The organism is Sutcliffiella sp. NC1 (assembly GCF_027594365.1).
Lineage (GTDB): Bacteria > Bacillota > Bacilli > Bacillales > Bacillaceae_I > Sutcliffiella > Sutcliffiella cohnii.
This window is the reverse complement of record NZ_CP115153.1, coordinates 2,550,648-2,576,203: the sequence shown is the minus strand read 5'-3', so window position 1 is coordinate 2,576,203 and position 25,556 is coordinate 2,550,648. Positions and strand designations below refer to the sequence as shown.

Here is a 25,556-nt window from a genome sequence, read left to right as displayed (position 1 = left end):
TCACTTTTATCTTTTATGATATCAACCAAGCATTTTATTCCATAACACTAATGCCATTTGGAGTTTCACCAACTTCAATGGTTTCAATCACTTTATTTTGTTCCGTATCAACCACACTGACGGTATGATCAAACATATTTGTCACATAAACACGCTTATTGTCCGGGCTTGTAACTACTCCGTGCGAACCTTTTCCTGTTTCGATTGTTGCTGTTTCCTTTTTGGCAATAATGTCAACAACTGTAATAGAATTAGAAGGGTTCTTTTCCGTCCCCTGATTTGCTACATAGGCAAATTCATTATTGCTATCCAAATAGACCTGCGCAGGCCCATTTCCAACTGGAATCTTATCAACCTGTTCATTTTCTAGATTAACAATGGCTAATGCATTTTCGGCATTTAATGTAGCAATTAGCGTCTTGCCATCAGATGTGATACCCGTTGTAACTGGTGCTGAACCAACCTTTATTTTCTTATCCTCTTTCATTGTTTTAAGATTAATGACACTTACAGTATCTTCACCCATGTTCGCAATGTAAGCAGTAGAACTGTCCGCGGTAATTCTAAAACCATGTGGTCTATTTCCAGTAGATATTGTATTTACCACTTTGAAGGTTGAAGTATCAATAACAGATACAGTGTCATCCTCGTTATTTGTTACAAGAACATATTTCCCGTTTTCAGTAAAAACGATATGCGCGGGATGATTTCCCACTTCAACTGTATTTACTACTTCATTTGTTGCTGTATTCAAGAATAATGCTGTCCCCGGCATATCCATGTTCATGGAGTCATCATCCCCATGATCCATGTTAGGAACAACTGTGGCTGCTAGCATTTCCCCGTCTGATGACACTTGTACATTATGGGCCATCCCATCGACCTCAATAGTCGAATCCACTTGGTTTGTATTTGCATTTATTTTTGTAATACTTCCGCCTTCATCGGCAGTAAAATAATATTTAATTACATTCTGATCCGTTATCCCTTCTTTTTCGGAAGTTGAATCGGATGTTTGGTTTTGTGTTTTGGTTTGTTCATCTGTAGCACCGTCTTGATTATTATTATTGCTACATCCTGCCAAAACCAATCCTATGATAAGCAGAAATATAAATAAACTTGCTTTCACCTTATTCATATCTGAGTAATCTCCCATCAATTGACTTTTGGAAAGTTCCCGAAGTTATTTTCGTTCCTTATCGTAATTTCTTAAAGCTAACTTTGTGGCATAATAAACGACAATGCCTATAACTAGAAGATTGAGAATCCACCCCAAAATCCCATAGCCCATCATGCCAAATCCATAGCCACCCATCATCATTTGAAATCACCATCCTCTGACTAGAAATTATTCATCATATTACGGGAATTTGTGCCGTTTTGCATAAAGCCATTTTCACCATGGCAAGCATTAAACATTTGTTCCTGCTGTTCCAATGAAAGGTTTGGGTGCATCTGTTCAATGAACGGTTTCATATCCTTAAAATTAAAGACATTTGAATCAGCTGCAGCAAAAGTTGCGCCTCCTAATACAACAGCTCCAGTTAATATCCCAACAACTAGTTTTTTCATATTTAATCTCTCCTTTCTTAACTAGGGGTACGGAAACGATTCGAGGATTGAGGGGCCACACAGGGAATAATTTACATTCTATTATTCACCCTCTTTTTCCTCCATTTCCTTTAGCTTGCGATAAAACGCTGCCTGACTAACCTTTGTAATGGCACATATCTCCTTTACCGTTTTATCTGTTGTCTCTCGTAATTCAATGGCATGGTTCATTCCTGGATGTTTATCCGTATATTTTTTTACTCTTCCTCGATATTTGCCCTTTTGCTTGGCCAATTTAATCCCAGAACGTTGCTTCTCTTTAATCATTTCTCGATCTAGCTCACTAAATGCTGCCATTACAGTTAAAAAGAATTTACCAGTAGGTGTCCTTGTATCAATTCCTAAATTAAGGATAACAAAGTGGATGTTCCTTTCACGAAGCTGTTCAACCAGTTGCAGCAACTGAACAGTGTTTCGACCAAGACGATCCATTCGAGTCACAACTAAAGTATCACCAGTAGCAATTTTGGAAAGAAGTTCGTCCAATTGTTGCTTCTGTTTAGAAACACCACTAATTTTTTCCTTTACAATTTCATCTACTCCAAATTTTGTGAGTTTTTCAACTTGGGTATCAAGGTTTTGGTCTTGTGCACTTACCCGTGCGTATCCATAGATCATATTTCGTCCTCTTTTAATATGTATTTTTGATAGGTGTTATTGAGAGTCTATCAAGCTAATGATATCAAGGAACCAAAATTATATCAATAGGGTGTACCTTATTGATAAGAAATGGATGATTGGTTTTTACCGTTCAGTCCATAAATTATTACTTTACTCCAGAAAAAACACCCTATGCATAAAGAAAGAGTGGAATTCTTATTGAGATGTGCCCGATCATGAAAGAAATTAATTTTAAAAGGTTTTCCTTTACAAATTAAGAAAGGATATGTATGACAATTTTATAACCGTAATCGGGTCTTCATAATTATCAAAACCATACAATAATCAACAAGAAATTGATAACCTGTTGAATAGCTGTTGATTGACAATAAAGTTATTTAAAACTGCAAATCCTGTTATTCCATTAATTACGGATTGTGGAGGAGATCCACTGAAGATAATTGGGAATTTATGACAAAATATAAAGAGGGTTATGAAATAATCTAATTAAAAGAGGTTAATGGAACAAGAATGTTCCAAAATATATAGGGGGCCAAGTTCTGTTAAAGAATACTCAACTTTTGGCAGAACCTCCTTATGCATCTTATGCGTTAATATACGGTATTATATAAGTAAAACAATTGGAGGCGATTGTATGAAAGGCTGGCTATTTTCAGGTACAAATAAACCACTAGAATTAATTGAAAAAGAAGATCCACAAGCGATTCCAGGTCACGTTGTGATAGATGTGAAAGCTGCTGGTTTATGCCATTCGGACGTTGCAGCATTACAAGATCCGGGTTGGATGCCACTTTTCCCAAATGGTCCTGTTATTATGGGGCATGAGTTTGCCGGGGTAGTTATTGAAGTGGGTGAAGGTGTAGAAGATATTAAAGTTGGAGACCGCGTCGGGGCTAACCCAATGAATAGAGAAACAAAAGTAACTGCTGGGTATACCTATGACGGCGGGTATGCAGAAAAAGTACGTGTACCTGCAGCTCAATGCGTAATCATTCCTGAAGGCGTTTCCTTTGTAGAAGGAGCTGCTTCAACAGATGCAGGTATCACAGCTTATCGAGCTCTCTTCAGTATTGGACAAGCAAAAGAAGGTACAAAATTAGGAATTATCGGTATCGGTGGACTTGGTCAGTTTGCATTGCAAATGGCGTTGATTAAAGGTTGCGAAGTGTACGCTACTGATGTTTCTCCAGAAGCTCGAAAACTTGCTGAAGAACTAGGGGCTAATAAAGTTTTCGATACTATTCTAGATATGAAAGAAGCGGAATGTGACGTTATTGTTGACTTTGCTGGTTTTGGACAAACAACTGCAGATGCACTGGAAGCTGTAAGAGCACAAGGAACTGTTGTAATTGTTGGTATGGGTAAATTAGAATCCAATATCAATACTTATTTAATGATTACAAAAGAAATTAAGCTTCTAGGAAGTAATGGTGGGTCAGTAGAAGACTTAAAGGGTGTATATGATTGCTTCTCTACTGGAAAAATGAGTCCAACTCTTATCACAATCCCATTTGAAGAGATCGACAAAGGCTTAGAAAAACTCAAAAATCATGAAGTAAAAGGCCGTTTAGTAGCCGTATTTGAATAAATATAAGTTTTCTTTGTAACAAAGGTTGGGACAAAACTCTCCTCTGAAATGAAATAGCCTGTGAAATTTTACAACAAGGAAAATTTCACAGGCTTTCATATTTTTAAAATAAAATTATCCTTACTTAGGTTTCTGATTACCCAAATTTGCACCATTATCATGCTTAAATGTTTGGCCTTTAGAAGGGGCAAATTCTTTCGCAATCTCTTGTTGGCTTTTCGGTTGTGATTTCAATGAAGCAAACGCATTAGACATTCTACTTGCTTGACTGTTTGTAGGAAGGAACTCTTTGGAAATCTCTTCTTGGCCCTTCGGTTGTGATTTCAATGAAGCAAAGGCATTTGACATTCTACTTGCTCCTAGTTTCGATTGACCTTTATTTGTCTGACCACTCTTTTTATTTTTCTCATCATCAAATATTTTCAATGTCATCATCTCCTTCGTATTTAATATGAGAGAAGACGAATATAATTATGTCAAGAAAGGTTTGTCAAAACATCTAGTCGCTGAAAATCTTTTATTGTGCATTATTCAATTCGATATTTTTTGCATTTTTTCATAAATTCGTCTTTATCGATACAACATAAACCCATAACGTTAGTTTCGTGTTTTTCAATATTCCACAATCGGGCGCATATCTATTGTGCTTTTTTCAGTAATAGGCCAGATATCGGAATAAGAATTATCAATAACCTCCTAAGTACGCGGGACATATGATGAATTTATAATCAAAGGTCTTTGGAGGAATGTTTCAATGAATAACACTTTTTATATATCCCCTTATTATTCGAACGCTTATTATGGTCATGGGCCAATATGTAATCATGGTAATATGTTTGATCCTGGCTATGGAAATATGTCGTATGGAATGCGCTATGCAAACCAATATTGGCCATATCCAAACACTCAAGGATATACTGGTACCATATTAAATGACTATGGAAAAGAACCTTTTGTAGTGAATATTAATCAGGCTGCTAGGCAAAACAACACATTCCGAACTACTATATGGACTGGAGATAATCTGCAAGTGACCTTAATGAGTATCAATGTCGGGGAAGATATTGGTCTAGAGGTTCATCCTGACGTAGATCAATTTTTACGTATTGAGGAAGGTCAAGGATTTGTACAAATGGGCGAGAGTAGAGATCAGTTAAACTTTGTAAGGCATGTATATGATGACTCTGCTATTATGGTCCCTGCTGGCATGTGGCATAATTTAACAAATACGGGAAATATCCCGTTAAAACTTTACACAATCTATGCACCACCCGAGCATCCATTTGGCACTGTGCATAGAACAAAGTCAGATGCCGAAGCTATCGAAGGTTAGAGACCTATGGTCTTCTGGAATCGGGCGCGATTGTGGCATAAGGATTTGATTTTTAAACGACTTTATTGTTACTTCCATAATCAGTAACTTCACAAGAAATTAAGCAACTTTATTTTTACACCGTCCACATTTGCGAACGGTGTAATGCGTTTTTTCAGCTTCAAAATTAAACAATTTTATTATCATTACACAATAGCTAGGTTTAATTCATAAAAGACGGTGCAGCTTATATTTAGCATAAAGTTACCATTAATAATATCGCCAATGTTCCTCATCCTATAAAGGAAAAATATATTTGGAGGTAATTTCATGGCACAATTAAGAGATATCATGACACCAAATGTTCTTACAGTTAACGAAACACAGACCGTACAGGAAGCTGCAGCGTTAATGAGCAAATATAATATCGGAGCTATCCCAGTAATAAATAACAGCAGGCAAATTGTTGGAATTGTAACGGATCGTGATATTACCCTTCGTACGATAGCACAAGGAGAAAATGCACAAACTCCAGTATCTCAAGTTATGACTGCACAGCAAATCGTACAAGGTACACCTGATATGGATGTTCATCAAGCAGCAAATTTGATGGCACAGCAGCAAATTCGCCGGTTGCCGGTAACTGAGAATGGACAAATTGTTGGAATAGTTGCGTTGGGTGATCTAGCCGTACAAAATCAATATGCAAACGAGGCAGAACAGGCACTACAAAGCATTTCAACTCCTTCCGCACCTCAACAATAATAAGGGGTTACTTTTATTGCATAAATAATTATTAGTAGAGGCCTCGATCTGTAACACTTTTTATAATAGAAGGGAATCTCAGGTCTTTAGTTAATCCAGAAAAGTTCTGTCATGGTTGGTCATCTCACTTTTTTAAGTTTTGGGAAATTTCGTTTTATAGCTGGATATATTATTTTAAAGAAGACGGAATTGTATGAGATTTCAAGACAAAGTAGTTAATGTTACAGTTGCAGTAAGCGGTATCGGGAAAGAAGTCGTACGAAAATTAGCTAACGCACAAGTTGAAAGTTGTATTAGTTGAAAGGAAGACACAATCAAAGCCGTTCAAGCTTAGCTTGGTTTAACAGAAGAAAATAGCTTAGCAGTAAAAGCAGATGTTTCTAATGAAGAAAGTGTTAAAAATTAAATAGACCAAACAATCTCTAAATTTGGTCGCATTGATTGCTTTGTAAATAACGCAGGCGTTGAGGGTCCAGTTAAACCACTTGAAGAAATTACAGAAAAAGAATTTGATTTCGTTTACGGAAATAACGTAAAAGGCATACTTTTCGGTCTTAAATACGTATTACCGATAATGAAAGCACAAAAATAGGGTGCAATCGTCAATACTTCATCAGTAGCAGCTAATAACGATTCAGTACCAATGAAACGCTATGGGAGCCTGAAGAAGTAGCTAAGTAATTGCGTTTTTACTTTCTGACGAAGCTTCTTATGTAAGCTCATCTTCATTCACTATCGATGGTGCTCTATATAACGTGTAATTAAACGAATAACGATCGCTTGGGCTTTCCTATAAGGATCCTTCAAGGTAAAAATCCTCCAAAATGAAAACGCACGAATGTTGATAACTGCATTCGTGCGTTTTGTTTTTCTTAGTAATTCAGATGAAATACCCCTTTTGGAAATTAACTCTGCTTTGTTTTTCCTTTTAAATAAGAGACACCTAATAACAAAAATGGAATAGGAAGCAGGACAATCATATATGCGTATATATCTAACGTTTTATCTAGCCGATAATGTTCTTTTGACAAATAGTAAGTACCTAGAAATACGAGTAAAACAAGCCCCAAAAACCAACCTCGCTTTATCCACTTTGAAGAAACCTTTGATTCAACTATGTCGTAAGCGATTCGAAGGTATAGGCTGCAACGTATATATGTTCCTACTGCCATTAATAGTAAACCATAAATATCAAAACGATCAATAAATCCCAAACTAATAATTCGTACCGGCTCTAATGCCGGATATACGAAATTGTCAGCCTGCCCTAATCCGAAAATTGTTATACTGCCGGTAGTTGTTGAAAACATCATTAGTGCATTCAACAAGATTCCAATACTCCATAGTAAAAACATTCGTTTTTCACGAATGTTTTGAATGGGCACACATAAAAGTAGCAACAATTCAATCCATATACTAGTGAGAAGCAAAGATCCCCATAATATGGGACTCCAACCAAACTCAAACATGGGTTGAAGCTCACTCCAATCTTTCATCCTCGTGTCCAATAGAGTGACTGTATGCCCTGACACCATAGCAATTATGGATAATACACCAGCCGTTAAGGCGATTCTTTTCATACCTTTTATAGCTACATAGACAAAAAAGATCAAAAACCAAACGAGTATAGCCAACAGAGGGGTCTCAGGCAAAAAAGCAATATAGACGAAATCAACTAACAGAGCAAAAGAGAAAATGGTTAAAAATAAAAAGTAGATAATGAAAACCACCGTAAGCATTGTTCCAAAAAATTTCCCCAATAAATTGTGAAGCATATCAGAGATATTTTCTTTTGGGTATTTAAGCCTCAAGCGATAAATGGAGATTGCAAATATAAATGCTACCGGGAGTGATAGAAATATGGAAATCCAAGCATCTCTTCCGGCAACATCGAGCATTAACGGGAGAATCACGACATGTCCCATGATTGGAAGTGTCATTACTAATAAAAAAAGTGTCTCCCATTTTGTTAACATGACTGTAATCTCCTTCTTCTTTGATCATTTAATTCCTTAGTTTATAAGGGTTGTTATAAGGCTTTTTGTGATGTCTATTTATACTCTTATTTATAAGGCCTTGATGAGTAATGTTCGTATGAACATCAATTATTATATCTGCGTTAGAAAAAATCTCATTCCATTCAGATTGGATATTTTGCCATTGTTTTGGATATTTCCGATAGGTTTCTAGCCCAATTCCTGAAATATCTGTCTTTAATTCCTTTTGAAGTTTATCCAAAGTTAAACGTACGTATTTTTCAGCTAGGTTTGATACTTCCTTTTCAACCTTACTTATCCATTGTTCATTTATATTGCTTTTCGTCGTATTATCAGCTAACGTTCCCTCTATCTCGATATTAAGATGTGCTTTAAGCTGATTTCCAACTAGTGTCGGCTTTATTTTTGTCTCTGATTTCTTTATCTCTACAGAGACCTTCTCCTTCTCATTCAGAGATACAGTTTCACCTCCACTTTTAGCCTTGTTCAAAAGGACATTTAGCCCAACCGTTTCATGTGTATTTAGTTTACCGACCATTTTATCATTTCTAATGACGGCCGTACCGTCTAATGAAGTAATAGTTTTATCCTTTTCTTTTTTTGTTTGAATGATCGGCAGATAGGCATTAGGAATAGGTCCCTCAATTAACTTATAAAATTCATATAATTTTACGGATGTATATTCTGCAATATATTGTGTTTGTTCTAAAGCAGAGACGATTTCAGCTGACGAAAGATCTTCATAAAGTGTAGAAGTACTCAAAATATCTATTGGATTACCTTCTGTAATGAAAAGATAACTATTTAAACGAAACATTTGATCTCGCCGGCTTTCATCAAGGTAGCCAATAAAATCTTCTTTTGCTAATTCCTCACCAATCACCCATAAACGAGCATGATCAAAATAAAGCCGGCGCTTCGCATCTTTTATGAGTCCACGTGCACCGTGTATTATTGAGTCCGCGTCTCTATCTAATAGAATATGTTGGCCATTTCCTCCACCCCCTTCGCCACCACCTTGTTCACTTGATCCAGTTGGTTTTATGATTTCGACGCTGATTCGTAATTTACCGTCAGATTTGTCCAACCCTATTCCATGTACAAGTGCGGAATTATCAAGTTCTTGGCTACTCCAACAGCCCATTAATAAAAATAAAAAAGGGATGATAAATAGAATCCTTCCCATCATTTATCACCTGTCTTAGGTAATGATTTAATTCTAGTCGCACGCTGATTCGGTATGCTTTTTGGTCGATGTTTTTTCCACCTTAACGGCAAACGAATTAGTGAATCTTTCCAATCCTGAAAATAAAAAGGCGCAAATGGCGCCATATAAGGAACCCCAAGTGATGTTAAAGAGATCATATGTGTTAATAAACCAAGCACGGCGACAATTAGTCCATATCCCCCAAATAAGCTGCTAGCAATAAATAACCCTATCCTGAGTAACGCAGTAACATCTGCGATTGGAGTAATGACGAAGGCGGCAATGTACGATATAGATACAACAACAATGGTCGGTGCACCAACCAGTCCGGCTGAGACAGAGACTTGTCCAAGAATTAAAGCACCCACAATACTTAAAGCAATGCCAATTTGTTGAGGAAGTCTAACACCAGCCTCACGGACAACTTCAAACATTAAAATCATCATGAAAACTTCCATTGTAAGAGGAAATGGAACTGTCTCTCTTGCTTGGATGATCGGAACAATCATTTCAGATGGAATCATTACCTTGTGAAAATTAATGGCTGCAATATAAAGGGCTGGTAAAGAAATACTGATTATAAATGAAAAAAAGCGCATCAGGCGAATGAAGGAACTATAATAAGGACGAGAACTGTAATCTTCTATGCTTTTCATATTTTCAAGAAATAGAGATGGAATATACAAACTTACCGGATCTCCGTTAACTATGATCATAATTCTTCCTTCCATTAATAAGGCTGAGGCTACATCAGGACGCTCTGTATTTCCAATAGTAGGAAAGATTGAAAAGGGATGGTCTTCAATGAATTGTTCAATTTCCCCTGAATTATTGATTTCATCCACTTTAATTTGATCTAATCTTTGTTTGAGCCGTTCGATCAATTTAGGATCCACAATGCCCTTTATATATCCCAGCGTTATATCTGTTTGACTAAATTCACCAATTTTTATGGTTTCAAACTGTAAAGAAGGATGTGGAATTCTTCGCCGTAATAATGCAATATTTGTAGGTGATAATTCAATAAATCCCTCATGTGCCCCTCTCACAGCCCGATCTGATTGGGGTTCGGCGATTGCACGAACCTCGTACCCTGGTGCGTTTAGCACCAATCCTTCACTATATCCATCCAGCAATAGTAACGTATTGCCCTTCAGTAGTTGGAATACAGCTTTTTCTAGATTATCTTCATTTTTTATATTAAAAATAGCAATCCTCTCTTTTACTTTTTTTAATTCTTCTCCCTGAGGACTTTCGAGTGATTCCTCGGTCAGTTGCTCTAATACATTATTGCGAATGGCATCTTCATTAATTAACCCATCAACTAAAACTAACAGTGCTTTCAATGAGTGGCCGTCATGTAACGGAATGATGAAATCATGAAAAATGATATCCTCACTTGAGTTTAACTGTTGCTTTAGTCTTTCCTCATTTTTATGAATATCCGATGAGAACGGATGTGAATGATTTGATCGATTTTTTTGTATTCCTTTTGTGTTTTGCTTTATTTTTTGCCGAATGGATTCGATTTTTAAAAAGCGCATAATTTCAATTCATCCCTATTCATTCTCTTAAAATTTGGTATTTTATACCGATATTATGAGTCTTATTTCAAATAATATGTACAGTTTTTTAAGTGTTACCAATACATTTTTATTTTTATGGATTTTTCTTCATAAAGATAGCTGAGAAACTGGGTTAAAAATTATAAATTTGTAAACTTATCAGGTTTTGTTAACTTAACATAAAACATAAAAAACAGACAGAGAACCTTTTCTGTCCGGAGGGTTGTGCTTTTGGCATTTAAATGACGTTGGTTTTGTTAGTATGTTTATAAATTATTTTGAATCATTATATATTTCCATTTTTGATTAATTGCCAAATACAAATAATGAGTAGCTGTTTTATCAGACTAGCTTTTTAAGCAGGGAATAATCTCCTTTTATCCAATTATAAATGGTAAAAAGGAGATGAAGCTATGAATCGCATGGAAGAATCTATCGAGAATCAGCCGTTGAAATGTTCTAAATGCGATAAAGAAATAATGGATGGATGCGAATACCATAATAATAATGGAGTTTAAGATGATTGTTACAGTATTCCTTTGAAAAAAAGCAGAGGTTTAATTATTAATTGATTATAGTATTGGAAATATCTTATATATGGGGTCCCGGCAGAAAAACGAGTGGTTATCTGTACAAAAAAGTAAAATCCTTGATTTAATAATGGTTTTATATTGAAGTTATATACACAACTTAATCGTCTTGATAATGAGCAAGCTAATTGGCCATTTTCGGTTGCTGGCAATCGGCGAAAATCTATTCAGCAAGTAACACTCGTGGTACAGCTCTATAGGTACATATGCAAGAATATAGACCGAAAAAACAAATTGGTCGCAGCATTGATTCTACAATAAACATTAAAACAAAGCTATTTCGAGTAAAACATATAATAAAAAATTGGATGAAGTAAGGATCTGGAATTTGTGATTTAGTGTAACTCCATCAACATTTATAGCCTAATTAAGAGTAGTTGAAAAAAGAAGTGATTATTACAAAGTTACATCTACATCGGGAAGGAAAGCATCCTTCCCTTTGTTTGTAAGTCTTGGTGTATTTTTATTATTACCTTATTTTTAAAATTAAAACAATGCTTAATAATCTTAGTTTCGAGTCAAACAAGGATTATTAATCCTTATTCATGGTACGTGATAGTTCGCGCTGTGCTATAAACAATAAAAGACTTTAAAAAGATTGCCTCTCAACCAATCTTTCCTTATTGTTGTTCGTATTGAGGTTCTTCTTGTTCGATTTGTTGAACACGTGGTTGAATACTATCAATAACGGATTGAGTTTGTTTAGCAGCATCTTGGTAAAGCTGCTTCGCTTGTTGATTATCGGTACCAAGAGCAAATGTTTCAAAACTTGCTTGTGCACTTTTCAATCCTGCTAATGTCTGTTTAACTTTAGTAATAATTGTTATAAAGAAAGCCTCCCCAAAATTTTTTACCTTTCTATATTGCTGAAAAAGAAAGTTGTTTCCCATGCGGTGAGATTTTTGGGAATATATGATTATTTTTGGCGAATTGCACCATTTTTTCGGTAGTAATTCCGTTTCCAAATCCCCATTAACTCTTCTATTTCACGTAAACTAATAAGATAGCGTTTTATAACTTTTTTATCTCAAATTTCCCCCACCATTCCCATTACAGACCAAGATTGGATCTTTGCTAATAATTATTTTTATGACAATAAATGAACCTCTTACTATTGTTGAGGTGAGGAAGGAGTGGAAATACTTTGTAATGCCAGTTCTGCCTCGTTTGCATATTGATTTTGTACGGCTAGATCACCTAAAGCAACAATTCCTACTAATTGGCCATTTTCGGTTACTGGCAATCGGCGAATTTGCTGTTGTGCCATTAAGTTTGCTGCTTGATGAACATCCATATCAGGTGTACCTTGTACGATTTGCTGTCCAGTCATGACTTGAGACACTGGCGTTTGTGCATTTTCTCCTTGTGCTGTCGTACGAAGGGTAATATCACGGTCCGTTACAATTCCAACAATTTGTCCGCTGTTATTTATTACTGGAATAGCCCCGATATTATATTTGCTCATTAATGCTGCAGCTTCCTGTACGGTCTGTGTTTCGTTAACTGTAAGAACATTTGATGTCATGATATCTCTTAATTGTGCCATAAAATTACCTCCAGATATGTTTTTCTTTTATAGAATGGAGAACATTGGCGATATTATTAATGGTAACTTTACCCAATTATAAGCTCTATTTAATTATAATCCCAACTATTCAACAGGTTCTCAACTTTTTTAAGATTGTATGATTTCATAATTATAAAGACAGAATATGGTTATCAAATGGTCATACATTTCTTTTTTAAAATTTCCCTAAAAACCATTCTTAGGTGCTTGACTATATTAAGTAGAGGAAAGTATAGAGAAAGCATTTTCTTTAATAAATTTTTAATAGGATTTAGGTTATCTTCAAAAAGATAATTAAAATAAAAATTATTATTGGAGGTTGTAACATCAAGGAAAGACTATCTGGAAAAGTTGCAGTAATTACAGGGGGAGCAGGTGGCATTGGTAAAGTAACAGCAGAAAGATTTCTAAAAGAAGGAGCTAAAAAGTTATTTTAGTAGATTTATTTGAAAATTCACTTATTAAAGTTAAAGAAGAACTAGACTCATTTGGTGAGGTACTTACAGTTCCAAGCTGACGTTTCAAAAGAATCCGATGTAGAAAGTTATGTTAAAAAAGCAGTTGAACATTTGTGAAAATCGATGTGTTCTTTAACAATGCAGGAATCGAAGGAAAAGTTGCTCCTCTTGTGAATCAAAAAATGGAGGATTTTGATAAAGTAATTAGTGTCAATGTACGTGGAGTATTTTTAGATTTGAAATATGTTTTACCAGTCATGACTAAACAAGGTTATGGTAGTGTGATCAACACTTCGTCAGTAGCAGGATTAAACGTAGTTCTGGTGTATCACCTTATATTGCTTCGAAACATGCAGTAGTTGGATTAACAAAAGCAGCAACGATTGAAGTAGCAAGTGCTAATGTACGTGTGAATTCAATCCATCCCTCACCTGTTAATACAAGAATGATGCGTTCTTTAGAAGAAGGATTGAACGTAGAACAAGAAACATTAGCGCAAAGTATTCCATTAGGCCGTTATGGTGAATCCAGTGATATTGCTAATTTAGTTTTATTTCTTGCTTCAGATGAAAGTGCATTTATTACGGGCGTTCAGTATAGAGTAGACGGTGGTATGGGAACGTTATAAGTTTACATCTAACATAAAATATCAATATAACAAATGATGATCTTTTATAAACGAGAGAGTGTGTATGGACAAGAGTAAATTACAAAATAAAGTAGCAGTCATTATAGGGGGTACGGAATCGATTCAAGGAATGAGGGGACATTATGGGAGTAAGTTTCATTTAATAAGTGTATTTGAGAAGATTTAAATCCTTGAGATTCACTTAATTGATATCTAGTTTTTGGGAGGGTTGTCTGATAAGTCCATCTAAATAAAGCAAGTGTAGAAAAACGACCTGTTTTTCTACACTTGCCTTTATATTTTTTCGGTTATTATCTGAAAGTAGCTTGAGATTTCCGGCTACTTTCTAGATGTTGTGGGCTAATGCCACAATTCCAAACTCGATATTTACCTTGTCGAATCCTCGTAATAAAAATTTTCTGAACGACCGACCGATTGCACTTGATATGACCGAACTCGCTTTCTACTTCCATTTATGACGAGTGCATTGGTGAAGTGTGTCTTATAACGGTTTTAGAAAAATACAATAATGTAATTGTTTTTTCGCAGATAATGGTAAAACTAATTACAAATTACAAATTAAAATGGAGGAAAGGTGATTTCAGAATGGTTACATTTTTAATGGCACTTGTTGCATTGGTAATTTCTTATTTCACATATGGAAAATTTGTTGAAAAAATATTTGAACCTGATGAAGAAAGGCCAACACCAGCCTATGTGAATCAAGATGGTGTTGACTATTTGCCAATGAGCAAACAAAGAAATGCATTAATTCAATTATTGAATATTGCCGGAACAGGGCCCATCTTTGGTCCGATCATGGGGGCTTTATATGGTCCTGTCGCCTTTTTATGGATTGTGTTGGGTTCTATTTTTGCAGGGGCTGTACATGATTACCTAACTGGAATGATTTCCATTCGGAATCGGGGTGCTCACATTCCAGAACTTGCCGGGAAGTTTTTAGGGAATGCTTCAAAGCATTTAGTAAATGTTTTCGCTATGCTTTTATTATTGCTGGTTGGTACTGTATTTGTTAGTACGCCGGCAGCATTGTTGTATAACTTAATCGATGGCAGGGTCGCTTTAATCATAATTATTTTACTTATATTTGTGTATTATTTCTTATCTACGATTCTTCCCATTGATAAGATCATTGGAAGGGTATATCCGATCTTTGGGGCAGTTTTATTACTTGGTACAATGGGGGTTGGTGTGGGATTATTATTTGCAGGATATAAAATTCCTGAATTATCTTTAACCAATATACATCCAGCTGACCTGCCGATTTTTCCAATCTTATTCTTAACGATTACTTGTGGTGCCTTATCTGGTTTTCATGCCACGCAATCACCACTTATCTCTAGAACCACTCAAAATGAGAAACAAGGGCGTTATATTTTCTACGGTATGATGGTTACAGAAGGTGTGATTGCCATGATTTGGGCAGCTGCTGCCATGAGTATGTTTGATGGCCAAACTCTTCAGGGTTTAATTAATGAAGGTACGGCTTCCCTTGTGGTTGGTGAAGTTACTACGACCTTACTTGGTGCAGTTGGTGGTACGATTGCTGTACTTGGTGTAGTTGTGTTACCTATTACATCAGGCGATACTGCATTCCGTGCAGCACGAAATATCCTTGCCGATTATCTTAAAATGGACCAAGGCAAGGCTATCAAACGTTTATCTATTGCAATTCCAATGTTTGTGATTTCCTATTGGTTAACAACCATTGATTTCAATCTTTTATGGCGTTACTTCTCATTTGCTAACCAAGGTACTGCAGCACTTGCTCTTTGGATTGGTACCATGTATTTATTTGTGAAGAGGAAGAATTATGTTGTCTCTCTTGTACCAGCACTATTCATAACGGATATGGTCTTAACCTATATTTTATATGATAGCAATCTTGGTTTTGGCTTATCTTATCAAGTTTCACATCTCGGTGGAATTGTCATGACCATTCTGTTTGCTGCTATATTCTTCTGGAAAGGGAACAAAAACCGGGGAGAAAACTTATCTGCAGATATAGAATTACCTAATAAAGCAACATAAGATGTGCAAGGCCGAATCAAAAAGGTTTCAGTTTTGGAAATTATAGCATGATCCTTTAATGGAGAATAGTTTTAAAATTTTTTAAAAAAACGGGGTTATTCCTGTTTGTTTTACATAATTACGATTACTAAACAATGAATAGTCGCTATTTTTGACTAAACTTATTAGAATAGTTCTATAAATGATTGGATGTAAATAAATAAAAAACCCAGCTCAATTTTTCATGTGAAAGGTGGCTGGGTTTTTTAAGTGGGATGTTCAAAGTAATACTTAAAAAGTAGCTCAAATTATTAGTTGAAAGAATCCTTCCGAAACAAAAATCCTATTTTAAATGACCGAATATACCTTCATTTTCCAGCATTAAGCTTCTATGTGTTTTACTTTACAATTATTTAGGGAATTCCTTTTCATTAGTGTTTTCTAATAACCAAAGTTCTGGAATGGTAACAAAAATATATCCTTCCTTCTTCAAATATGGAATAAGTTCATCTAAGGCTTTTACTGTTCCTGTTAAGTCTTGTGTCCAATGTCCGGCATTATGCATTAGGACAATAGCTCCAGGGTGAATAGAATCCAACACTTTTTGTTTTACTACGTTTGCCGGTAGGCTTTTCCAATCTTGCGAATCTACAGACCATCCTATACCACGATACCCCATTTTCTCCAATTGTCTGACCTGGTCTTCATTTATAGCCCCATATGGAGCACGAAACAATTCAGGTTTAATACAAATAACCGAATAAATTTCTTGTTCATTCTTTTCAATTTCCCATATCATACTTTTTACATCTGTGTCCGTTAGTTTGGGATGCCAATAAGTATGATTACCAATTGCGTGCCCTTTACTATATATTTGTTTTACGATATCAGGATAGGTATGCACTCGTGTCCCTAATAAGAAAAAGGTAGCTTTTACATCATATTTATTCAAAACATCTAAAATCAAGGGAGTAAATCGAGTGTCTGGACCATCGTCGAAAGTTAGTGCAATCACTTTTTGATTAGTATGTGCTTTATAAAGCATTGTATTTGAATATTTTGCTTGTAATGGGTATGCTACTGAAGCCTGAGCTGAATTAGTGGAATAAGCTAGCCCCACAAATAAGATAAAAAAACCTTGTATAATAAGAAAACAACGTTTATAAAACATGTCATTCCCTTCTTTTTAATACTTACCTTAGTATTGAGTTAAACGCAGTCATTATATCCATCCACTTGTCAATTTTTTAATCTGGCACTGTTTAACTTGATTGTTGATTTTTCGAATAACCGATAACGAGTAAATCAAAGTTGCCAATTTTAAATCAAAAATAAAGCTACGTTGAGGCAATAGGAATGTCGGTGTTTAAATTGAAGCGAATATGTATTCAATTAATTTTACTCTTGTTCCTAATACATGCTCGATCGGGTTCTTATTCATACATATCCCTCACTTTTAATTATTTACCAGTTACTTTATAAGTAAAAGTGTCTATTTAGGGAAACCTCTTATTAATGTTTTTAACTTTATAAAGGAGTTTAAAATGAGAAAGAAACAAAAAGTTAGAAATAGGCATATCGTTTTGATACTAAGCGTTATATTAGTATCCATTTTCAGTAATTCTTGGCGTGAGGTTCCTAAGTATTATAAAAATATGGTTTATGTTAGTTCATTTAATGCAATATATTATTTACTATGTAGAAGACATCTCGTTTGGGAGTTTATTCCTTATAGAGTAAATTGGTTTTTTCTTAGAACAGTCCATACACTAATAATAACTCCACTATTAGTGCTCGTATTCTTAAGCAAAATGCCAAATACCCTGTTTAAACAATTTATTCATTTCATACGGTGGACTATAATAAGTACCGTTGTTGAATATTTGATTCACAAAAAGCACTTAATTCTATATGCTCACGGTTGGAATGTTTTATGGTCAGGATTACTATACGTTAAGATGTTTGTATACAGTCATTTATTTACTAAACGTCCTCTACCTACGTTGTTCTTATCTCTTTGTTCAACTGTTTTTTTTATTTTTAAATTCAATGTCCCTTTGAAAATCAAGCACTCTTCAAGGTACTTTGAACCATTAGTTGATTTATATTACCATACATCTTTGAAGGATTTATTTACGGGAAAATTATAATTGAGATTATTCTCTATACAAAACGTAAAGAAACAAGTCATGAGATTATCTCTAGAAATAAGAGATTAAGAAAAGTTTACGACAAAAAACGAGAAAAAGGAAAGCCTTTTGGATTAGCCATATATGGCGGACTCCATCGTCAAGACACTTTTTTCAATAAATAAGGTGGGGTCGGTCTTATAGTCTTTATAAGAGCTAAAATGGAAATAAGAGTAAGAGGTACTCTCATTGCCATAAGGGAAGGTTGACCCTCAACATTTTTTGAGGAAATCCATCCTAATTGAAACTTCCTTTTCAGAGGTGGTTCTGTCAAAGGCGAGCTTGCGAGTGCATGCCTTTACCCTTGACAGGTTCTCCTGTGAAAAGGATACTCTTTAGTTGGATGGATTGAATTTCCTTTCTTGGTGTCTAGTTTTATGGGTCCATTATAATAATCGCTTGTGCGAATAAGCTCTTACATTGGATTTATGCATTATTGAGAAGTAAAACGACTTTTCGAAATATAGTTTAGAAAACACATCTAGGGAAGCAAAACAAAACCTTCCAATTGGAAAATGGAAGGTTTTTTGGCATACTCATTTTTTGCTGGATCAATTAATTCTTTCTAATTTTCCTGTCTCAACATGGAACAGACAGCCAATAACCTCAATGCCTTCCCCATATTTTTTGTAAACTGGATGACTTTTTAAATTTTCTATTTGTTGTAATATATTCTGTCTGGAATGCTCTTGTTCAGACAGATTACATGTTTCTGGTAATCCTTTTTTTATTTTTGAAATCCAACTCTTTAACTCTTTTTCGTTATTACCGCTACAAGCAGCTGTTATCCCCCCGCAGCTAGTATGCCCTTTAATAACTATTTTTTTTACTTTTAAATGCTTTAGTGCATAATACAAGCTTGCATTCAAGCTTGCATCATCATCAGTAACTTGATTTGCAATGTTTCGGTGAACAAACATACTCCCCAGTGGCATGTTAGCAACAATAGAAGGACTGACCCTGGAATCAGAACAAGCTATTACAAAGTACTCTGGTGATTGCCCTTCTTTTAATCTTTCAAAATAATGAGGATCCTCTTTTAATATACTATTAACAAACCCTTGATTGTTATCAGCCATTATTTGCTTACTCATGAGATCACCCCACAGTTTTACATTTCAAAGAGCCTGATCTACAGACAGAAAATCAATTTTGCCCTCGTACTTTTTATCTAATCCAGCTTTTCTAAAAAGTTCATAGACTGGTTGTTTGATTCCAGCAATATAAAACTCTATTTTAGATTTTTTGTAGCCTTCTATGATTTTTGTTAATTCGTCAAGCGCAATAGCATCCATTGAATTAACCCCCGAAAAGTCTAGAATGACTTTATTAATGTTTGCCTTTTCAAGGATAGCTTGTTGAAGTTTTTCTTCAACAAATGCCATGTTCGCAAAATATAACGATGCATCTATTCGGTATATTAACAAGTTCTCATATGTTTTGGCATTTGGATAATACTTCACATTCTTAAAAACATTCTGATCACTAAGATATCCTAATTCAGCTATATGAGGATATGCACTTCTCCAAATAAACAGCAGTAAGGATACACCGATTCCAACTAGTATTCCTTGTTCAATCCCCAATGTAAGAGTTGCTATAAAAGTAATTAGTAATGTCCATCCATCTGCTTTTTTTACCTTGAATAAATGAACTGCTTCCTTTGCATCAATTAATCCATACACAGCAACCATTATAATTGCTGCTAATACAGCTTGAGGAAGAAAGTAAAACAACCCTGTAAAGAATTGAAGCGTAATAAAAATTAATACTGCTGTAATAATAGAAGCAAGACCTGTTCTAGCTCCTGCTTGATAGTTTACTGCTGTCCTTGAAAATCCTCCTGTAACTGGAAAAGCAGAGAAAAATGACCCAAAGATATTTGCCAGGCCTAAACCATTTAACTCTTGATTTGCATTAATTTTATATTTTTCTTTATTGGCAATTGACTTTGCAACTGCGACAGATTCCATAAAACTGACAAATGAAATCGTCAATGCAATCGGTAGTAAAGCCGTAATTGCCTCTATATTAAACATTGGAATTGAAAATGCTGGTATTCCATTCGGAATATCACCAACAATCTTAACACCAACTTGGTCTAATTGAAGAAAACGAACTACTAAAATACCCAAAACTACAACAACTAATGGTGCTGGAAATTTAGGTGCCATTTTTTTAAGTAATATAAGAATGATAATACTCCCTAGGCCAATTAAAAATGTTACCATATTTATTTCATTGACTTTCATAATTGCATTACTTATGATAACAAAAATCGAACCTTTCGGAATATCGATTCCTAATAGATTTTTTAACTGACTAAGACCAATGATGATTGCAGCTGCAGATGTAAACCCACTTATAACAGAATGTGATAAAAAGTTAACAAGAAAGCCTAGGCGGGAAAGTCCTAATACTAATTGGATCACACCTACCATCAAAGCGAGTAGCAGTGCATATGCAATATATTCATCTGTCCCTGGTTTTGCAAGTTGAGACACACCTGTAAATACTAAAAGTGAAACCATCGCAACTGGTCCAACTGCTAATTGTCTAGAAGATCCAAATAGTGCATAAATAATCAAAGGGATCGTTGAAGCATACAATCCTATAACAGGAGGTAAGCCAGCCAACATCGCATAAGCCATTCCTTGAGGAATTAACATAATAGCTACAATTAGACCAGCTGATAAATCTCCTCTTAAATCATTTTTGTTATAATGACCTAGCCAATCAATAGACGGGATCAGTTTTTTTAACATGATCTCTTCCCCCCTTTAAATACGAATTCTACAATTAGATTTCAGGCTGTTGACAAACGCTTGCTTTCTTCGTTGTCTGCCTTCAACTGTGTTCATGATCATTTCGAGAACCTCTGCCCACGGCAAGGCTTCGCCTTAAGTAAGAAAACGCTTTCAATTAGACTGAAATTTATATAAAGTGAACTTTATCTATGCCCTAGACTATTTTTCTTATATTCAATAGTAGTTTGCAAATGTGGATAAACCTCTTTTTTTATATGACCTTCAGGACATGACTTGACATACATACTTTTCATCCATTTTTCATCCGAAATTACCAACTTTTTTCCACAAACTGGACAACGATCTTCCGTAAGCCTTTTGATAAGATTTCCCACAATATTCACCTCTTCCTTGTTTACATGAAACGATTTTTCCGGAAATGAATAGGGTACCAATTACTTATTATGGAAAAACTAAATCCTACAAACTAGTAAAAATATAATTTTCCCTAGTTAAATTTGAAAACTTTGGCTAATCCTATAATTGAATTAATATAGTTTTCTTTTTAAGAAAAGGGTATCTTGATGATACCCTCAGCCTTTTTTTATCCAAAACTTAAATATACCGTTATCCTCTTGAACTTTTAGAAATTCATGACCACCTGATTTTGCCCAGGCTGTCAGGTCGTTTTTAGCCCCTTTATCAGTTGCATGGATCTCTAAAACTTCTCCAGACGCTAATTCATTCATTGCTTTTTTCGTTTTTACAATAGGCATCGGACAAGCTAAACCTTTTGCGTCTAAAGTTTTATTGACATTCATTTGTTGTACCCTCCCTATTTTTGAATTCTGTTAAACTTGACTGTAAAATTGCCTCTAACTGTACCCAAACTCTGTCCTTCAGTACAGGAGTCTTCTTAAGCGCATGACATGCTTATGAGGGTCAGTCCGTATGATGGACTGCACAACGGTTTGGACCAATTTCTAATTCTTGCTTTCTTTCAACATCGGCTTCTTGAACACCACGGTTAATCATAATAATTTCTTCAAAGTTAGGTGGTTTTACAGAACTTGCTGATTTTTCAACATCGTTTAAGAAATCTTCTCTTGTTGCATTGAACATTTTCTCATTACGTGTACGGATATTTCCTAACGTATCCCCAATGTAACCTTCTGCATTCAGCTCTTCGTCAAAGTCAGCATAATGTGCTGGCAATACGATCACATCATCTGCAATTTCAGATACTTTATTAAACACAGTGTTATATAAGTCGTTTGCCCATTCTCTTACTTTATTTCCTAAGTCAGGACGGCCTAGCCCGCTTACGAAAATAGTATCACCAGAGAATAATAATTTTTTATTCACAAAAAATGATACACTTCCTGGTGTATGTCCAGGTGTTTTCACTGCAAGCACTTCTAATTCAATATTTTTAAATTCAATTTTCTCATGTTCTTCAAACGGTTTGAAATCAAAGATTGCCCCTTCACTTTTCATAAGGTAGTACGAAGCACCTGTTTTATCTGCTAATTCTTTCCCTCCGGAAATGTGATCTGCATGTAGATGTGAATCAACAATATGGGTTATTTTTGCGCCATCTTCTTTTGCAGCTTCAATATACTCATCCACAAAACGTGCTGGATCTACGATTAATGCTTCATCATCTGAAACAACCATATAAGATAAACAACCTTTTCCTACTCGTACAAATTGATAAACTTTAATATCTTCATCTTCATAAACTTTCGCTTTATATAAATGCTCACTCCAGGACTTCATTCCACCGCTTAAGTAAGCTGTATCAATCCCTTCATCAGAAAGCATTTCCGCTACCATCATAGATGAACCTTCTTTTGCACATACGACTAAAATTTCTTTATCTGATGGAAGTTTTGACAAAATCCCTTCAACTCCATCAAGTAATTCAAAATATGGAACATTTAAATACTCGAAGTTTTCACCTTCAATTTTCCAATCGTTAAAATCACTCACATTACGAACATCTAAAATAAATAAGTTTTCTTTATTTAACACCTTATCCGTTACTTCTTTTGCTAACATTTTACGTACTGCCATTATCAATTACCCCCTTAGGTATTATTATAGTTAAAAAATTTTTGTAAGTTGATTAGAATGTTAATGTTACATCCGCGTCTTTTGCAAACTCTAAAAATGTTACTGCTCCACCGACTTCGATGCCATCTACAAAAGCTTCTTTTTCTAATCCCATAACATCCATTGTCATTTGGCAACCAATAAATTTAACTCCTAAATCTTGTGCCATTTCCACTAACTCAGGGATTGCTGGAACGTTAGCTTTTGCAAAGCCTTCTGCAAAGTGTTCTTTACCCTCTGGCATAGGAAGCTGCTTGTATGCATCTTTATGAATTAAGTTTAACCCTTCAAATGTAAAGAAAATAGCTACTTCTTGATCTGTCGCTGCAGCTGCTGTTGCAATATTAAACACTTTATATGCATCAAATAATCCACCATTACTTGCGATGATTGCTACTTTTTTACTCATTCCTCATTCCTCCCAGTTTTTAATGCCAACATAATATTATTTGGATCAAAGCCAACAACCCACTTACCATTAACTTCTGTTTGAGGCACTCCCATTTGCCCTGTTTCGTTTACAAGTTGGTTCATTATCTCTGGTTTGGTTTCAACATTTATCTCTTTGAAAGGAATATTTTGATCTACTAAAAAGTTCTTTAGCATAACACAATATGGGCAACGTGTAGTAGTATAGACTGTCACTGTGTTCATATTAATACCTCCTATTTGCTTAAAGTTTCCTTCTTTCCTGTCCAAGCACTCATGCCTGGAACTATATTAACCACATTAGCAAAACCCTTTTCAGCTAATTTTTGAGAAGCAAGATCACTGCGGTTTCCTGTTCGGCATACCACATAAATTTCATCATCTGTGTTTAATTCGCTTAGACGCTCTTCCAGTTCTCCTAAAGGAATAGAAATAGCATTAGGAATATGGTTAAATGCATATTCAGCTGATTCTCTTACATCAAGAACCACGATGTTTTCATTAGCATCTAGCTTCTTTTCAAGTTCTTCATTGCTAGTTACATTAGGATGTTTTCTTTCAATTAAACCATCATTAGATGATTTTCTTAGATAATGTTTTAGTACTTCTCCTTCTTCGATTGTCCCAAGATACTGATGACCAGCACTGTTCGCCCAAGCTTGAATATCAGCTTTTGACCCTTTATCTGTGGCTTGAACTTCCAAGACCTGACCAGCTTGTAAATCATTCATTGCCTTTTTTGTTTTCACGATTGGCATTGGGCAAGCAAACCCTTTTGCATCTAATAAAAAGTCTGTTTTTAATGATTCCATAATATAAAAGCCTCCTATTTTTACCTTGATGGGTATTTTATTAATTAAAAAAATTTACTTAGTTTCGCCTTCCCATGCAAGCATCCCGCCTGACATATTAATCACATTAAATCCATGACTTTCAAGAAATTGAGATGCCCGAGCACTTCGTGCACCAGACCGACAAACCATGATATATTCTTTAGCCTTACTTAATTCATGCATTCGGAATTCTAATAATCCTAGTGGAATATGAATGGCTCCTGGAATTTTTCCAGTCTCAACTTCATCTACTTCACGAACATCAATTAAGTTTAATGGTTTACCTTCTAACAGTAAAATTTCTACTTCTTTTGCAGTTAATTGCTTCATTCTTTTTCCTCCCTTTATCTCCAGGCGCTCATACCCCCCTTTACATTCGTCACTTTTGTAAATCCTAATTTTTTAAGCATTTTACTAGCCTTTTGACTTCTCATTCCACTTTGACAAATGACAATTACTTCTTTGTCTTTTGTCAGCTCCTTCTCTGCTTTTTGTGCAAGCTGATGAATTGGGAGATTTTTAAATCCTCTAATACTATTCCCCTGGAGTTCGGACATCGACAAATTGTTTATTCTTATCTTTTAATTCATTTTTTAGATCTGATGTTGAAATCTGTCTAACACCTTTGTCCGGGATTATTCGATTTATGATAAAAAATAGAAAAAGTGCAATCACTAAATAATTTAGATATTCCAAACCTAGTCCCTCCTTCATGAACGGGAAATTTCCCCTAACTGATTTAGATAAATAAGTTCACGTTACCATCTTCTGCATCAGCTAAATACGCAGCAACCCCTGCATATTCGATATTATCCAAAAGCTCTTCTTTTTGTAGCCCTAATAAATCCATTGTCATCGTACACGCAACAAGCTTTATATCTTGCTCTTTTGCCATTTCGATCAAATTTGGTAGTGGCATTGCATTATGTTTTTTCATCACATCTTTAATCATTTTAGGACCGAAACCTGCAAAGTGCATTTTGGATAGCCCCATCTTATCTGCGCCTCTTGGCATCATTTTTCCAAACATTTTTTCCATGAAACCTTTTTTTACTTCAATATTCTCATCTTTTCGTAAAGCATTTAATCCCCAGAATGTATGGAAAATGGTTACTTCGTGATCATAGGCAGCTGCACCGTTTGCAATAATATACGCTGCCATTGCTTTATCATAATCTCCACTAAATAATACAATTGTTGTTTTTTTGTTTTCTGTCATTATTTTATCACTCCTCAGTTAATATTTTACTAATACCCCTATGGGTATGATAATAACTAAAATAAAAGAGGGTGTCAACCCTTT

General features: G+C 35.1%; 26 protein-coding genes and 2 pseudogenes. 6 read left to right on the top strand and 22 right to left on the bottom strand.

The genetic code is table 11. The features are described from left to right. Window positions 1–34: 34 nt before the first annotated feature. From O1A01_RS13370 to O1A01_RS13355, 4 genes are all read right to left on the bottom strand, one after another. Window positions 35–1,138 (bottom strand): YncE family protein, encoded by a 1,104-nt coding sequence (locus O1A01_RS13370; protein ID WP_066417348.1) that lies wholly within the window; start codon window positions 1,136–1,138, stop codon window positions 35–37. 45 nt (window positions 1,139–1,183) lie between these two features. Further along, the gene (locus O1A01_RS13365) at window positions 1,184–1,321 is read right to left on the bottom strand and encodes a hypothetical protein (protein ID WP_157076667.1); all 138 of its coding nucleotides are present in this window, start codon (window positions 1,319–1,321) and stop codon (window positions 1,184–1,186) included. A gap of 20 nt (window positions 1,322–1,341) precedes the next feature. Continuing rightward, window positions 1,342–1,572 (bottom strand): hypothetical protein, encoded by a 231-nt coding sequence (locus tag O1A01_RS13360; RefSeq protein WP_066417346.1) that lies wholly within the window; start codon window positions 1,570–1,572, stop codon window positions 1,342–1,344. 81 nt (window positions 1,573–1,653) lie between these two features. Next, a complete protein-coding gene (locus tag O1A01_RS13355) occupies window positions 1,654–2,229 on the bottom strand; it encodes a recombinase family protein (RefSeq protein WP_066417344.1) in 576 nt (191 codons plus the stop codon). Window positions 2,230–2,866: 637 nt separating this feature from the next. Here O1A01_RS13355 and O1A01_RS13350 point away from each other — a divergent pair. Then, complete coding sequence (locus O1A01_RS13350) at window positions 2,867–3,820, top strand: zinc-binding dehydrogenase (RefSeq protein WP_066417341.1); 954 nt, start codon at window positions 2,867–2,869, stop codon at window positions 3,818–3,820. Between the two features lie 120 nt (window positions 3,821–3,940). On the opposite strand, the gene O1A01_RS13345 is transcribed toward O1A01_RS13350, so the two are convergent. Next, window positions 3,941–4,252, bottom strand: a complete 312-nt coding sequence (locus O1A01_RS13345; RefSeq protein ID WP_084380491.1) for a hypothetical protein — start codon at window positions 4,250–4,252, stop codon at window positions 3,941–3,943. 322 nt (window positions 4,253–4,574) lie between these two features. Here O1A01_RS13345 and O1A01_RS13340 point away from each other — a divergent pair, with 322 nt between their 5' ends. The 3 genes from O1A01_RS13340 (at window position 4,575) to O1A01_RS13330 (ending at window position 6,489) form a co-directional block, all read left to right on the top strand. Further along, window positions 4,575–5,153, top strand: a complete 579-nt coding sequence (locus tag O1A01_RS13340; protein ID WP_066417339.1) for a cupin domain-containing protein — start codon at window positions 4,575–4,577, stop codon at window positions 5,151–5,153. Window positions 5,154–5,462: 309 nt separating this feature from the next. Further along, entirely contained in the window at window positions 5,463–5,897 is a 435-nt protein-coding gene (locus O1A01_RS13335; protein ID WP_066417336.1) for a CBS domain-containing protein, read from the top strand. Between the two features lie 406 nt (window positions 5,898–6,303). Next, on the top strand, window positions 6,304–6,489 hold the full coding sequence (locus O1A01_RS13330; RefSeq protein ID WP_333482940.1) for an SDR family NAD(P)-dependent oxidoreductase: 186 nt from the start codon (window positions 6,304–6,306) through the stop codon (window positions 6,487–6,489). Between the two features lie 313 nt (window positions 6,490–6,802). On the opposite strand, the gene O1A01_RS13325 is transcribed toward O1A01_RS13330, so the two are convergent. The 5 genes from O1A01_RS13325 to O1A01_RS13305 form a co-directional block, all read right to left on the bottom strand. Beyond that, a complete protein-coding gene (locus O1A01_RS13325; RefSeq protein ID WP_121446060.1) occupies window positions 6,803–7,873 on the bottom strand; it encodes a GerAB/ArcD/ProY family transporter in 1,071 nt (356 codons plus the stop codon). A 28-nt stretch (window positions 7,874–7,901) separates the two neighbouring features. Next, a complete protein-coding gene (locus O1A01_RS13320) occupies window positions 7,902–9,080 on the bottom strand; it encodes a Ger(x)C family spore germination protein (RefSeq protein WP_066418372.1) in 1,179 nt (392 codons plus the stop codon). Then, the gene (locus O1A01_RS13315; protein ID WP_066418375.1) at window positions 9,080–10,645 is read right to left on the bottom strand and encodes a spore germination protein; all 1,566 of its coding nucleotides are present in this window, start codon (window positions 10,643–10,645) and stop codon (window positions 9,080–9,082) included. Before O1A01_RS13315 ends, O1A01_RS13320 begins: the two co-directional genes overlap by 1 nt. 1,231 nt (window positions 10,646–11,876) lie before the next feature. After that, window positions 11,877–12,083 carry a DUF1657 domain-containing protein gene (locus O1A01_RS13310; protein WP_066418448.1) on the bottom strand — a complete coding sequence of 69 codons (207 nt, stop codon included), beginning with the start codon at window positions 12,081–12,083 and terminating at the stop codon, window positions 11,877–11,879. 284 nt (window positions 12,084–12,367) lie between these two features. Further along, entirely contained in the window at window positions 12,368–12,802 is a 435-nt protein-coding gene (locus tag O1A01_RS13305) for a CBS domain-containing protein (protein WP_066418380.1), read from the bottom strand. Between the two features lie 592 nt (window positions 12,803–13,394). Between O1A01_RS13305 and O1A01_RS25465 the strand changes: the two are divergent. Both O1A01_RS25465 and O1A01_RS13295 read left to right on the top strand, forming a co-directional pair. Continuing rightward, window positions 13,395–13,909 (top strand): annotated as a pseudogene (locus O1A01_RS25465) (SDR family NAD(P)-dependent oxidoreductase). Window positions 13,910–14,515: 606 nt separating this feature from the next. Continuing rightward, window positions 14,516–15,961, top strand: a complete 1,446-nt coding sequence (locus O1A01_RS13295) for a carbon starvation CstA family protein (RefSeq protein ID WP_270064327.1) — start codon at window positions 14,516–14,518, stop codon at window positions 15,959–15,961. Window positions 15,962–16,349: 388 nt separating this feature from the next. Here the strand turns inward: O1A01_RS13295 and O1A01_RS13290 are convergent, their stop codons facing one another. The 12 genes and pseudogenes from O1A01_RS13290 to O1A01_RS13235 form a co-directional block, all read right to left on the bottom strand. Beyond that, complete coding sequence (locus O1A01_RS13290; protein WP_270064326.1) at window positions 16,350–17,111, bottom strand: polysaccharide deacetylase family protein; 762 nt, start codon at window positions 17,109–17,111, stop codon at window positions 16,350–16,352. A gap of 1,569 nt (window positions 17,112–18,680) precedes the next feature. Beyond that, window positions 18,681–19,223 carry a carbonic anhydrase gene (locus O1A01_RS13285; RefSeq protein ID WP_270064325.1) on the bottom strand — a complete coding sequence of 181 codons (543 nt, stop codon included), beginning with the start codon at window positions 19,221–19,223 and terminating at the stop codon, window positions 18,681–18,683. Between the two features lie 24 nt (window positions 19,224–19,247). Beyond that, complete coding sequence (locus O1A01_RS13280; RefSeq protein WP_270064324.1) at window positions 19,248–20,894, bottom strand: SulP family inorganic anion transporter; 1,647 nt, start codon at window positions 20,892–20,894, stop codon at window positions 19,248–19,250. A 185-nt stretch (window positions 20,895–21,079) separates the two neighbouring features. Then, window positions 21,080–21,271, bottom strand: a complete 192-nt coding sequence (locus O1A01_RS13275) for a hypothetical protein (RefSeq protein WP_066418394.1) — start codon at window positions 21,269–21,271, stop codon at window positions 21,080–21,082. 198 nt (window positions 21,272–21,469) lie between these two features. Further along, window positions 21,470–21,697, bottom strand: coding sequence for a sulfurtransferase TusA family protein (locus O1A01_RS13270; protein ID WP_066418396.1), 228 nt, complete (start codon window positions 21,695–21,697; stop codon window positions 21,470–21,472). Between the two features lie 121 nt (window positions 21,698–21,818). Next, the gene (locus O1A01_RS13265; protein WP_270064323.1) at window positions 21,819–22,952 is read right to left on the bottom strand and encodes an MBL fold metallo-hydrolase; all 1,134 of its coding nucleotides are present in this window, start codon (window positions 22,950–22,952) and stop codon (window positions 21,819–21,821) included. Window positions 22,953–23,004: 52 nt separating this feature from the next. After that, window positions 23,005–23,400: a DsrE/DsrF/DrsH-like family protein gene (locus O1A01_RS13260; RefSeq protein WP_066418406.1), complete on the bottom strand. Its 396-nt coding sequence runs from the start codon at window positions 23,398–23,400 to the stop codon at window positions 23,005–23,007. After that, window positions 23,397–23,645 carry a glutaredoxin family protein gene (locus tag O1A01_RS13255; RefSeq protein ID WP_066418407.1) on the bottom strand — a complete coding sequence of 83 codons (249 nt, stop codon included), beginning with the start codon at window positions 23,643–23,645 and terminating at the stop codon, window positions 23,397–23,399. Before O1A01_RS13255 ends, O1A01_RS13260 begins: the two co-directional genes overlap by 4 nt. An 11-nt stretch (window positions 23,646–23,656) precedes the next feature. After that, the gene (locus O1A01_RS13250) at window positions 23,657–24,232 is read right to left on the bottom strand and encodes a sulfurtransferase TusA family protein (protein ID WP_066418408.1); all 576 of its coding nucleotides are present in this window, start codon (window positions 24,230–24,232) and stop codon (window positions 23,657–23,659) included. A 54-nt stretch (window positions 24,233–24,286) separates the two neighbouring features. Beyond that, on the bottom strand, window positions 24,287–24,583 hold the full coding sequence (locus tag O1A01_RS13245; RefSeq protein WP_066418413.1) for a rhodanese-like domain-containing protein: 297 nt from the start codon (window positions 24,581–24,583) through the stop codon (window positions 24,287–24,289). A 14-nt stretch (window positions 24,584–24,597) separates the two neighbouring features. Further along, window positions 24,598–24,949: pseudogene (locus tag O1A01_RS13240) on the bottom strand (rhodanese-like domain-containing protein). A 43-nt stretch (window positions 24,950–24,992) separates the two neighbouring features. Continuing rightward, window positions 24,993–25,472, bottom strand: coding sequence for a DsrE/DsrF/DrsH-like family protein (locus O1A01_RS13235; RefSeq protein ID WP_066418416.1), 480 nt, complete (start codon window positions 25,470–25,472; stop codon window positions 24,993–24,995). Between the last annotated feature and the right edge of the window lie 84 nt (window positions 25,473–25,556).